Annotated in this window: 12 protein-coding genes; 2 read left to right on the top strand and 10 right to left on the bottom strand. The window is 66.4% G+C overall.

Translation table 11 applies throughout. The annotated features are described in order from the left end of the window. Nucleotides 1-346: 346 nt before the first annotated feature. Genes WAW17_RS09365 through WAW17_RS09335 form a run of 7 tightly spaced genes read right to left on the bottom strand, consistent with a single transcriptional unit; the run spans nucleotide 347 to nucleotide 6,574 of the window. Complete coding sequence (locus tag WAW17_RS09365) at nucleotides 347-1,681, bottom strand: bifunctional adenosylcobinamide kinase/adenosylcobinamide-phosphate guanylyltransferase (protein WP_422332704.1); 1,335 nt, start codon at nucleotides 1,679-1,681, stop codon at nucleotides 347-349. After that, nucleotides 1,682-2,467 (bottom strand): ABC transporter ATP-binding protein, encoded by a 786-nt coding sequence (locus WAW17_RS09360; protein ID WP_422332703.1) that lies wholly within the window; start codon nucleotides 2,465-2,467, stop codon nucleotides 1,682-1,684. It lies immediately after the preceding gene. Beyond that, the gene (locus tag WAW17_RS09355) at nucleotides 2,464-3,462 is read right to left on the bottom strand and encodes a FecCD family ABC transporter permease (RefSeq protein WP_422332702.1); all 999 of its coding nucleotides are present in this window, start codon (nucleotides 3,460-3,462) and stop codon (nucleotides 2,464-2,466) included. Before WAW17_RS09355 ends, WAW17_RS09360 begins: the two co-directional genes overlap by 4 nt. 53 nt (nucleotides 3,463-3,515) lie before the next feature. Beyond that, entirely contained in the window at nucleotides 3,516-4,376 is an 861-nt protein-coding gene (locus WAW17_RS09350; RefSeq protein ID WP_422332705.1) for an ABC transporter substrate-binding protein, read from the bottom strand. A 59-nt stretch (nucleotides 4,377-4,435) separates the two neighbouring features. Beyond that, entirely contained in the window at nucleotides 4,436-5,659 is a 1,224-nt protein-coding gene (locus tag WAW17_RS09345; protein WP_422332701.1) for an O-succinylhomoserine sulfhydrylase, read from the bottom strand. Continuing rightward, nucleotides 5,656-6,072 carry a rhodanese-like domain-containing protein gene (locus WAW17_RS09340; RefSeq protein WP_422332700.1) on the bottom strand — a complete coding sequence of 139 codons (417 nt, stop codon included), beginning with the start codon at nucleotides 6,070-6,072 and terminating at the stop codon, nucleotides 5,656-5,658. The genes WAW17_RS09345 and WAW17_RS09340 overlap by 4 nt, the downstream gene beginning before the upstream one ends. A 49-nt stretch (nucleotides 6,073-6,121) precedes the next feature. Next, nucleotides 6,122-6,574, bottom strand: a complete 453-nt coding sequence (locus tag WAW17_RS09335; protein WP_422332699.1) for a hypothetical protein — start codon at nucleotides 6,572-6,574, stop codon at nucleotides 6,122-6,124. A gap of 246 nt (nucleotides 6,575-6,820) precedes the next feature. On the opposite strand from WAW17_RS09335, the gene WAW17_RS09330 reads away from it, so the two are divergent. Together WAW17_RS09330 and WAW17_RS09325 are read left to right on the top strand one after the other, a co-directional pair. Next, complete coding sequence (locus tag WAW17_RS09330; RefSeq protein ID WP_422332698.1) at nucleotides 6,821-8,236, top strand: FAD-dependent oxidoreductase; 1,416 nt, start codon at nucleotides 6,821-6,823, stop codon at nucleotides 8,234-8,236. A 145-nt stretch (nucleotides 8,237-8,381) separates the two neighbouring features. After that, a complete protein-coding gene (locus WAW17_RS09325) occupies nucleotides 8,382-9,137 on the top strand; it encodes an amidohydrolase family protein (RefSeq protein ID WP_422332697.1) in 756 nt (251 codons plus the stop codon). Here WAW17_RS09325 and WAW17_RS09320 read toward each other — a convergent pair. From WAW17_RS09320 to purT, 3 genes are all read right to left on the bottom strand, one after another. After that, complete coding sequence (locus WAW17_RS09320) at nucleotides 9,134-9,901, bottom strand: hypothetical protein (RefSeq protein ID WP_422332696.1); 768 nt, start codon at nucleotides 9,899-9,901, stop codon at nucleotides 9,134-9,136. The two genes, WAW17_RS09325 and WAW17_RS09320, sit on opposite strands and share 4 nt — an antisense overlap. A gap of 118 nt (nucleotides 9,902-10,019) precedes the next feature. Beyond that, nucleotides 10,020-10,502 carry a DUF456 domain-containing protein gene (locus tag WAW17_RS09315; RefSeq protein WP_422332695.1) on the bottom strand — a complete coding sequence of 161 codons (483 nt, stop codon included), beginning with the start codon at nucleotides 10,500-10,502 and terminating at the stop codon, nucleotides 10,020-10,022. Then, complete coding sequence (gene purT / locus WAW17_RS09310; protein WP_422332694.1) at nucleotides 10,499-11,710, bottom strand: formate-dependent phosphoribosylglycinamide formyltransferase; 1,212 nt, start codon at nucleotides 11,708-11,710, stop codon at nucleotides 10,499-10,501. The genes WAW17_RS09315 and purT overlap by 4 nt, the downstream gene beginning before the upstream one ends. Between the last annotated feature and the right edge of the window lie 333 nt (nucleotides 11,711-12,043).

Genomic DNA, 12,043 nt, shown 5'->3' with positions numbered 1-12,043 from the left:
GTACCCGCACCGACCGACCAGCCACTGTCGTCAGCGGTGAGCTCTTCGTCGGGAAGCTATTCTGCGCAGCTGGTCCAAGGCGACCCAGACCCAGCGGTAGTCATTCGGGATGCATCCGGTAATGAGGTGTACCGCACTGTCGCAGAAGCGACCGCGACTCTGGAGTGGGTGGCGGGCTCCGACACACTGCTGATAACGGATAGCTCGGGTTCCTGGTCTGTCACTCGAAGTTCCGGTTCGTGGGTGTAGGCACCCGTCGTGACATAGTCTGCGGCAGTCTCGGCTCCTTTCGATCGCGAACGAGACTACGAACTGACCTTGCCTGCAGACGGGACAACGTTCCCGTTCAGCGAAGCGACATCGCGATACCGGCCACCACGAGAGTCACTGCCTCCGACTCCGCCGCGATCCGGGCGTTGAGCTTGCCCAGCAGATCCCGGAACAACCGGCCCGAGGCGTATTCCGGCACCACCCCGCTACCCACCTCGTTGGTCACCGCGACAACGGGCACCGTGCACTCCCGCCACGCGTCGAGCAGGTCTTCGATGTCTTTCTCGACGGCCTTGATTTCGCCCCCGTCCCAGACGCCCCGAACATCCATTCGCGCCGTCAACCAGGTACCGAGACATTCCACGAGCAGCGGTTCGGTGGCCGAACGGAGGACCTCCGCGACATCCGACGTCTCGACTGTCGACCAGGAGCCGGCGCGCCGATCTCTGTGCAGGGCAACCCGTTCGGACCACTCGGCGTCGCCGTCCCGGCTGCCTCCGGTCGCCACATAGGTGACGGCACGGTGGGTCGCCAGGAGATCTTCCGCGTGCTTCGACTTGCCGGACCGGACACCACCGAGCACCAGAGTGCGATGCCCCGGCGCCTTTTCTCCGAGCCGAATTACTTCTCCATCCTCCGCCGCCCGGGCGCCGCACGCCGCCAGTCTGCGTTCGAGTTCCGCGATCGGCGGGTTGTGATGTCCGAGATGCACCGCCACCACCTCCGTTCGGTCGGTGACAGCTCCGACATGACGAAGTGTGGCAACGGTTTCCGCGAACGACGCGAGTCCGAGATGGCTGGATCCGAGGCCGGTCCGGTCCCCGAACGTCTCCTCGATGAGGACGGCATCGAAATCGGCGTCCCGCACCGCCTGGAACCAGGGTTCCGGCAACGGCCCGGTGTCGCAGGCCCAGAGCAGGCGCTGCCCGTTCGGACCGGTCACGGCGTACAGCACCGAATCTCCGTCGCGATATACCTTGTGCCGGGCCGGCAGGACCTGCACCCGATACTCCCCCACCCTCACGCGATCTCCCGCCGCAACAGGGACGAACCGCACCGGATCGTCCGAACCCACCCATTCCCGGCACGCATCGAGGGCGTCGACCGGTCCCACCACGTCGAGCGGGAAACCTGCCGACACCCAGGAACGGAACAACAGGGCCTGGGCGCCGAGATGGTCGGCGTGCGCATGCGTGAGCAGAATATGGCGCACACCGGCGAGAGTGCGGCCGCGCCGCAGTGCCGCGTACGGCGCCTCGGGTCCACAGTCCAGCATCAGGACATCGTCGATCAGACCCGCGGTCTGACCACGAATCTCACCGCGTTGCAAGGCATCTGTGCACGATGCGCACGTACAGAACGGGTTCGGCCAGCCGTCTGCCGCGCCGGTGCCCAACAGCAACAATTCCATTTACCGCTCCTTCGGTGCATGCCTCAGCGGCAGGACGGCGAGACCGCCCGGCCGGTCGAGGATCTCCACTCGCGCCCCGTACACTTCGCCGATCCGCTCGGCCGTGAGAACCTCCACGGGCGTTCCGTCAGCTACCACCCGGCCGTCCTCGAGCATGACCAGGCGGCCGCCGTACTGGGCCGCGGAGGTCAGGTCGTGCATCGCGGCGACCACCGTCAGACCGTTCTCGGCACGCATCGATTCGACGAGGTCCAATACCTGCTGCTGGTGGCCGATGTCGAGCGCGCTGGTCGGTTCGTCCAGTAGCAGAACCTGTGGTTCCTGCACCAGCGCGCGTGCCAGCACCACCCGTTGAAGCTCGCCCCCGGACAGCTCGGTGGCCTGGCGCGATGCGAGCCGCGACAGGTCGAGCCGCTCCAGCACTGCGTCGACCACCGCGCGATCGTGCCCGGATTCCGCGGAGAAATGCGGAATGTGGGGCGTCCGCCCGAGCCGGATCAGCTCGACGACGGTCACCCCGTCCGGCACCACCGGGCGCTGCGGCATCAGTGCCACCGCCCGGGCCATCGCGCGGCGACCCGAGCGCGACGGTTCCGCACCGGCGACGGTGATCTTGCCGGTGGCGGACACGAGCCCGGCCAGCGCATGCAGCAGCGTCGTCTTACCGGCACCGTTGGGGCCGACGAGTGACAGCCACTCCCCTTGCTGCACGAGGAGATCGACGTCCGAGACCACGCGTGTTCCGCCGCGCTCGACGGACACTCGGCGACACACCACGGCAGTCACAGCGCACCTCGGCTCCGGCGCAGAACGAACAGGAAGAACGGGGCACCGATCGCGGCGGTCACCACCCCGATGGGTAGCTCCGCAGGCGACATCACCGTGCGGGCCAGCACATCGGCCAGCACCAGGAAGGCGGCACCCACCATGAGCGACAGCGGCAGCAGGAGGCGATGGCCCGGCCCGACCAGCAACCGCACCGCATGCGGGACGACGATGCCGACGAATCCGATGAGTCCGCTCGCGCTGACCACGGCAGCCGTCCCGAGGGTGGCGACACACACCAGCACCAGCCGCACCCGCGCCGGACGCACACCCAGGCTCGCGGCTTCGACGTCGCCGACTGCCATCACGTCCAGCATCCTCCGGTGCAACACGATGACGGCCGCGGACACCACCACGTACGGCAACACCATCAGCACGTCGGACCATCCGTCGGTGCTGAGGCGGCCGAGTAACCAGGCATAGACCTGCCGCAACGAATCGTCGTGACGCTGCTGCACGAAGGTCTGGGCCGCATTGGTGAACGCGGCGACGGCGACACCGGCGAGGATGATCACCACTTCCGAGCGCACTCCGCCCACGGTACGGCCGAGAGCGTAGGTGGCCGCCACGGCAAGGAGTCCGCCGGCGAACGCGGCGACGGGGATCCCGAAGGTGCCCAGCACTCCGCCTGCCGTGATCGCGAGAGTGGCCCCCAGCCCGGCACCGCTGGACACACCCAGCAGGTACGGATCGGCGAGCGGATTACGGAAAACACCCTGGTAGGCGGCGCCGGCGATCGCGAGGGTCGCACCGACCAGTGCGCCGAGCACCACCCGCGGCACACGGATGTTCCACAGAATCGCCTCCTGCCGGGTGGTCATCCCCGAATCGAGGTCCACCAGCGGCACCGCGTCGAGCAGTTCGAGGATCACACCGCGCACGGTCAGCCCGGCGGGACCGATGAACACACCCACGAGCAGCGCCGCGCACAGGACCAGCGCCGCACCTACGAGCATGAGCACTCGGTGCCGGAGAACTCGGACGCCGCTCACCGAGCGCGCCGGGTACGTCATGACGTCGGAGCGGGCACGGCGGCGACGAGCGCACCGAGTTCACGCACCAGGTCCACCACCCGTGGGCCCCAGCGGCTCGCGATGTTCTCGTCCAGAACGTGGACGCGTCCGGCCCGGACCGCGGTCAGTTCACCCCAGCCGGCCCGGGATGCGACGGTCTCGGGGGTGACGCCGCAGCACTGCCCGTCCGCCAGGAAGATCAGGTCGGGGTTGGAGTCGAGGATGAATTCCGGAGACAGTTGCGGGTAAGCATCGGCGCCGGTGGCGATGGACGTCACACCGAGCATCGAGTAGACGTGGCCGATGAACGTGTCGTCGGTGACGCTGTAGAAGGTGTCGTCGAGTTCGTGATAGTAGGTGAGCGGCGCATCGCGATCGGGCAGCCCCGCAAGGATGTTCTCCACGTCACGCTGCATCGAGTCGACCAGTTCCGTGGCCTCGTCGGTGTGCCAAGTGGTGGCGCCGATCTGCTCGATCTGGTCGTACGTGTCGTCGAGGGTGGTCGCGGCAGGGAGCACCAGGGTGGGCACACCCACGTTTTTCAGCCCGGCCACCAGATCACCGGCGTCCTCCGAGATGATCACCAGGTCGGGTTCGTAACCGAGAATGGCCTCGACATTGGGCGTGTACCCGGACAACTCGGTGACCGGCGCCTGCGCCGGGAAGTTGGAGCGGTCGTCGACGGCCACCACCTGGTCGCCTGCACCCACCGCGAACAGCATTTCGGTGATGGACGGGCTGAGCGAGACGATCGCGGCCGGTCGCGACTTCCCGGTCTCCGAGGTCCCGGAGACACCGCACGAGACGGCGAGAAATGCGACGACGGCGAGTGCGGCCCCGATCCACCGCCGAGGCATGCTGGAGTGCACGGTCACCCCTTCCCGTTCGTTCGGCGCGGTGCCGGACCGGGCCTCGTTCAGCCCAGAGCCTGCTCGAGGTCGGCGAGGAGATCCTCGGCGTCCTCGAGTCCCACGGACAGTCGGACGACGCCGTCGGTGATCCCTACCGCTGCACGACCTTCCGGACCCATCGCACGGTGGGTGGTGGTGGCGGGGTGCGTGATCAACGACTTGGCATCACCGAGGTTGTTCGAGATGTTCACCAGCCGCAGACCGTCGAGCAGTTCGAACGCACGCTTCTTCGCTTCACCCTCGGCGGCGTTCAGTGCGAACGTCACCACCGTGCCGCCGCCACTCATCTGCTTCTTGGCCAGCTCGTGCTGCGGGTGCGACTCGAGATAGGGGTACTTGACCCAGTCGACCGCGGGATGAGCTTCGAGGAACTGGGCGACCTGCAGTGAGGTCTGGACGGAATGCCGCACGCGGACGGGCATCGTCTCGAGTCCCTTGAGCAGCGTCCAGGCATTGAACGGGCTGAGCGCCGGACCGGTGTGGCGCATCAGGTTCTGCACGGGGCCGTCGATGTAATCCTTGGGTCCGAGAATGGCCCCGCCGAGAACTCGGCCCTGTCCGTCGATGTGCTTGGTTCCGGAGTAGACGACGATGTCGGCACCCAACTGCAGACTGTGCTGCAGCAGCGGCGTCGCGAACACGTTGTCCAGCACCACTTTCGCGCCTGCCGCGTGTGCGAGTTCGGACACCCGCGGCACGTCGACGAGGGTCTGCATCGGATTGGACGGGGTCTCGAAGAATACGGCCGTGGTGGGTTCGGACAGCGCCTGCTCCCACTGGTCGAGGTCCTCACCGTCGACGAACACGGTTTCCACGCCCCAACGGGGAAGGATCTCGTTGCACACCACGAAGCACGAGCCGAACAGACTCCGGGCCGCGACCAGGCGATCGCCCGCCTTCAGCAACGCACCCAGCGAGGTGAACACGGCGGACATCCCGCTCGCGGTGCCGAAGCATGCCTCGGCGCCCTCGATGAGGCGCAACCGCTCCTCGAACATCTTCACGGTGGGGTTGCCGTACCGGGAGTAGACGAAGTGATCGAGGTCGCCGGTGAACGACGCCTCCGCCGCGCCCGCGCTCTCGAACACAAAACCGGAATTCAGGAAAATCGCCTCGGAGGTCTCCTCGAACCCGGATCGCATGGTGCCGCCGCGCACGCTGATCGTGCCCTGCCCGATACCGTCCGGCAGCGCCTTCTCGAACGAGCCGCCACGGGGAATTGCACTCACGACTGCCTCCACGGCAGGCCGACTGCCCGCCAACCGACCGCCCCACGGTGACCGTCGGCGTCCAATCCGCCTTCGAACCCGTCGAGCACGTTGTACGACGGGCCGATGCCCGCCGCTGTCGCGGCGTCCGCCGCACCGATGGACCGCTGCCCGGAACGGCACAGGAATATCACCGGGGCGTTGTCGCCGCCCTCTATCCCGGCTTCCTTCAACTGGACCACGAAGTTGTCGTTACGAGCACCCGCAGCGCTCACCCATTCGACGAAGACCGTCGGCCGACCGAGCGAAGCCGTGTCGGGAACCCCGACATACTTCCACTCGGCGTCCGTTCTCACGTCGACCAGCACGGCCTGGGGATTCTCCCGCAGCAGCTTCCAGGCATGCTCGGGTGTTATGTCGCCTGCGTAACTCACCATGTCAGCTTTTCACAGCCCTCTACCGGACGCGTTCCGGGGCGTCTGATCAGTTGCACACAACCCACCTGTCGCCATCGCGGGTCAGCTGCCACGTGCCGGTGGTCTCGCCCTCCGGGTCGTCGGCACCGATCCGGACCTCGGCCCGGGCCCGGTCGCCGTTGACCTCGGAAGATTCTACTTTCTGCAGCGTGATCTCGCCTTCTCTGCCTGCGAGAACCGATCGTTCTTCGGAGTACGACGGGCACACGAGGGAGGCCTGCAGGTCCGCGTCGTCACGGTTGTGCGCTTCGATGAAGTCGGCAACCGTTCGTTCGATGCGGTCCGCCTCGGTGACGTTCTCCTCGGCCGGCGAGATCATCCCGGCGACCACGATCCCGATGAGCAGAACGACGATGATGGTGAGGGCGATGAGGAAGGGCGTCGCCGTCGTGCGACGAGGATCCTCCGGTTCGGGCGCCCCTCCCACACGGTCGGGGTACGAGTCACTCGGGTCGGACATGGGCTTCCCTTCGGTCTGACAGCGCCTTCGAGTGTATCGAGCAGGAGATACAAATCCAGATTGTGACCCCTCAACGAGGAGACGACTACCCTCGACAGCGACACACACCGACAATGGAATGCGGCCCGCCATCGGTGGCGGCCGGTTTCCGCGCGGAGCACATGCGACCTCGGCCACCGGCTCAGGTTGGGGCCTAATTTAAGCTGAAGTCTCGTTGTCCGCCCATCAGAAGGTAGTTCGCTCCAGATGACTGATCAGACACGTTCGGAATCCACGCAGGCCCGCCCGCTTCGGGTGGCGATCGTCGGTGCCGGCCCGGCCGGTATCTACGCCGCCGACGCCCTCATGAAATCCGACGTAGCCCAGACCGGCTGTGGAGTCAGCATCGATCTGTTCGAGCGGATGCCCGCCCCCTTCGGACTCATCCGATACGGCGTCGCCCCCGACCACCCCCGCATCAAAGGCATCATCACCGCCCTCCACAAAGTCCTCGACAAACCCTCCGTGCGGTTACTCGGCAACATCGACTACGGCACCGACATCACCCTCGACGACCTCCACACCTTCTACGACGCGGTGATCTTCTCCACCGGCGCCAACGCCGACCGCACCCTGAACATCCCCGGCATCGACCTCGACGGCAGCTACGGCGCCGCCGACTTCGTCTCCTGGTACGACGGCCACCCCGACGTCCCCCGCACCTGGCCCCTCGACGCCGAGAAAGTCGCCGTCCTCGGCGTCGGCAACGTCGCCCTCGACATCGCCCGCGTCCTCGCCAAAACCGGCGACGAACTCCTCCCCACCGAAATCCCCGCCAACGTCTACGAAGGCCTCAAAACCAACAAGGCCACCGAAGTCCACGTCTTCGGCCGCCGCGGCCCCGCCCAAGCCAAATTCACCCCCCTCGAACTACGCGAACTCGACCACTCCCCCACCATCGAAGTCATCGTCGCCCCCGAAGACATCGACTACGACGAAGGCTCCGAACAAGCCCGCCGCAACTCCAAACAAATCGACATGGTCGCCAACACCCTGCAGGACTGGGCCATCCGCGACACCGGCAACCGCCCCCACAAACTGTTCCTGCACTTCTTCGAATCCCCCACCGAAGTCCTCGGCGAGAACGGCAAGGTCGTGGGCCTGCGCACCGAACGCACCCAACTCGACGGCACCGGCAACGTCAAGGGCACCGGCACCTTCAACGACTGGGACGTCCAAGCCGTCTACCGGGCCGTCGGCTACCTCTCACAAAACATCGCCAGGCTCCCCTTCGACGAACAAGCCGGCACCGTCCCCAACGAAGCCGGACGCGTCATCGCCGACGACACCGCCGAGGGGGCGGCCCGTTACATGCCCGCCACCTACGTCACCGGCTGGATCAAACGCGGCCCCGTCGGCCTGATCGGCCACACCAAGGGCGACGCCAACGAAACCGTCGCGAACCTCCTCGAGGACCGGCCCACCTTCGCCGAACCCGCCCGCCCCGACGAGAACGCGATCATCGAGTTCCTCGAAGACAAACAGGTCCCCTACACCACCTGGCAGGGCTGGTACCGCCTCGACGCCCACGAACGCAGCCTCGGCGAACCCGAAGGCCGCGAACGCATCAAGGTCGTCGAACGCGAAGACATGCTCAAAGCCAGCGAACCCGACAAGGCCTGACAGTCGGACCCCGCGCGTCGCCCAATGTCACATCCGTTCACTTCAACGAGACGGCTGTCACATTGGGCCGGGCGCGGGGGGCCGTGACCACGACCCAGCAGGCTCCGACGGGTTCGGTTTCAGCGGCACAAGGCAAGATGGAAGCGTGTTTGACGCCCATGTGCATATCATCGATCCCCGGTTTCCGGTGTTCGAGAATCACGGGTACCTGCCCGAGCCGTTCACCATCGCCGACTACCGCGCGCGGACGGCGGGCTTCGGGGTGGACGGCGGCGCCGTCGTCACTGCCTCGTATCAGGGAACGAACCAGGAATACCTGATCACGGCGCTCGAGGAACTCGGAGCCGGCTGGGTGGGCGTCACCCAGCTCGAACCGAACGCCACCGACGAGGACATCCTGCGACTCGACCGGGCCGGGGTGCGTGCCGTCCGGTTCAACCTCCGGCGCAGTGCGACGGATCTGAAACTCCTCACCAAACAGGCACTGCGGGCCTACGACCTGGCGGGCTGGCACGCGGAGTTCTATGTCGATGCCACGCTGCTGCTGTCGCTCGAGCCGGTGTTCGCCAAGCTGCCGGCGGTGAGTATCGACCACCTCGGGATGTCGACGCGCGGTTTGCCGTACCTGCTCGACCTCGTCGACCGGGGTGCCCGGGTGAAGGCCACCGGGTTCGGGCGCACCACCATCCAGGATGTCTGTGAAGTATTGCGCAAGATCCATTCGGTCAATCCCGAGGCACTGATGTTCGGAACCGATCTGCCGGGCAGCCGCGCCCGGAGGGTCTTCCAGGACAGCGACATCGATATTGTGCGCGAGGCCGTGGGCGACGATTTCGACAAGGTGATGGGCGAGAATGCCCGCGCCTGGTATCGGTGCGACACCCCGGGCAGTCCCTGTTAGCACCCACCCATTCTGGTGGTGTTCATCGACATCATCTCGGTAACGGCCGGTGTCTGCGGCTGTGATGCCAGCCAGTCGTTGTATGCCTTCATCTCTGCGCAGGCGACCGAGTCGTCCTCGCGGCGGTCCTGCAGCCGCCGACGTTGCCGGTCATCCATGTCGATCTTGTCGTCGTCGCCGCGGTCGACGGCTATTGCATTGATGGACGTCCCGTCGGCTCGTCGTTCCATTCCGCGGACGCCGTCGGCCCTCATGATCCAGCCGAGGGTGTAGGTGGCGCCTTCGTGATCGGTTGTCGCACGGTAGAGACCTTCATCCTGCCCGGCGGGAGCGGCGTCGAATTCGGCGTCGGACAGGCCCGCGCCCGTCACCTGTCCTGTCATCGCGCCGCCGGCCATCGAGGCGGTGAGGGTCGCGTCGCCCGGCCCGGACATCGTCAGCTGATCACCCTCCCTGTGCCCGGTCAGCCACATCCATCTGTCGTCGCCGTCGCACACGAACGCAACCGCCTCGTTGCCCGACATCGCCACGGCAACATAGGCATCCGAGTCGTCCACATCCCCGATGTAGGTGGGTTCGATCTGTGGTGCCGGCGTGAATGGGGAGGGAATCTGCTCCATCACGTTGCCTGCCGGCGCACCGGCAGTCGCACCCGAGGCGGTGGTAACACTCGTCGCGGAAGGTGCCGACGAGTCGCCCCCGCATCCGTTCAGCATGAGCAGGATGGCGGCGAGTAGCCCGAGAATGGTGGTCTTCTTGTTCACGGCCGTTCCTCCGCTGGTGGGGAAGGTCTCCGTCCGCATTCCATACTCGCAGCCGGGGACCACCGCTGGATACCCCCGACGCCCGATATCCCTAGGTGGCCCCCGACGCCCGATATCCCTAGGTGGCCACCACCGCCGCCAGCCACAGTCCGGACGCGAGCAGCGCTCCCAGTAGTTCGATCAGCATCGACAGTCCGACGGCTTTGCACGCATGCCAGGTGGATGCCCAGGCGCGGTCGTGGGCGTGGAGTCGGTAGATCTCGGCCACATACGTTCCCGCGACGAATCCGAGGAACAATCCGACCACGGGGACGACGAAGAACCCGACGATGCCGACCAGTCCGCCGACGATCAGCGACATGTTGGGCACACCGGCATCCCGCATCCGACGGCCCGGCCAGGTGTACTTGACCACGCCGCTCACCACCAGGAAGAGGGTGGCGACCGCGAACACCACCCATGCCGTGGTCGTGCCGGTCATGACAGCCCACACCAGAATTGCCGCGAAGATCAGAATCGTGCCCGGAAGTATGGGGATGACGATGCCGACGAGCCCGACAAGAACGGCCAGGCCGACGAGAACCTCTGCGCCGGGACTCACCGGACCGGACGGACCTTGGCAGCCGCCTCGCGGGCGCGGGCGCGCGCGGTCTCCACATCCGGGCCGGTCGAGACCGCCACGCCCATGCGCCGTCGCAGGTAGCTCTCGGGCTTGCCGAACAACCGGAGATCCGTTTCGGGTATCGCCAACGCGTCGGCCACGCCCTCGAACCCGATGCCGGCTGCATCGACACCGCCGTAGATCACAGCCGAGGCGCCGGGTGTGACGAGCGTGGTGTCGACCGGGAGCCCGAGAATTGCGCGGGCATGCAGCTCGAACTCCGAGAGACGCTGTGTGCGAAGGGTTACCAGGCCGGTGTCGTGGGGACGCGGGCTCACCTCCGAGAAGTACACGTCGTCGCCCTTGACGAAGAGTTCGACACCGAAGATCCCGCGCCCACCGAGCGCGGAGGTGACCTTCTCGGCCACCTCCCGAGCGCGGGCGAGTGCCGTCGCGCTCATCGCCTGCGGGTGCCACGACTCCACGTAGTCACCCGACTCCTGCAGGTGACCGATGGGCTCGCAGAAGAAGGTGCCCATGTTGCCGTCGGTGCCGATGGCCCGGACGGTGAGCTGGGTGATCTCGTAGTCGAAGTCGACGAACCCTTCGACGATGACGCGTCCGTAATTGACCCGTCCCCCTGCGAGCGCGTAGTCCCAGGCCTTCTCGACGTCCGCACCTTCGTGCACGGTCGACTGCCCTTTCCCGGACGACGACATCACGGGCTTGATCACGCACGGAAATCCGATGCGTTCGGTCGCCGCCCGCACGTCGTCGAGCGATTCCGCGAACTCGTACGGCGAGGTGGGCAGTCCCAGCTCTTCCGCTGCCAGTCGGCGGATGCCTTCACGGTTCATGGTCAGCTGGGTGGCACGCGCGGTCGGGATGACCGTCGCACTGCCGTTCTTTTCGACGACGGCGAGGGCGTCGGTGGCGATGGCCTCGATCTCGGGGACCACGAAGTCCGGCTTCTCCATTTCGATGACCCGGAGAAGCTCGTCGGGATCACTCATGTCGATCGTGTGGGCGCGGTGCGCCACCTGGTGACCGGGCGCATTGTCGTACCGGTCGACGGCGATCACCTCGACGCCCAGCCGTTGGAGGGCGATGATCACTTCCTTGCCCAGCTCTCCCGAACCCAGGAGCATCACGCGGATCGCGCCCGGTGTGAGAGGTGTACCGAACCGCTGGGGTGCCTGTTCACGCATGGTTGCGACTATATGCGGACCACGATCACGCAGAGACGGGCATCCGCCGACGCCGAGTTACCCGGGCTGTACCGAATCACAAGAATCTTCGCGGAATGTGGGGTCCGGCCACGGGCTCGACGTGGTGGGAGACCGAGCGGCGCCAGCTCTGCTCGACTTCCTCGGTGGCTCGCCCTCGCGGCGTGACTTCCCCCTCGCAGCCCTATTGTCAAGCAGTCAAGACGATTCGTCCAGCAATGCCACCGGCGGTGAGATCGTCCAGGGCATGGGAGACCTCGGCCGCGGACAGCGCCCGTTCGACGATCGGGATGTTGGGCAGCTCCCCGCCCTGCG

It is taken from the genome of Rhodococcus sp. (in: high G+C Gram-positive bacteria), assembly GCF_049286785.1.
Classification (GTDB): Bacteria; Actinomycetota; Actinomycetes; order Mycobacteriales; family Mycobacteriaceae; genus Rhodococcus_F.
This window is presented reverse-complemented; position numbering and strand designations above follow the sequence as displayed.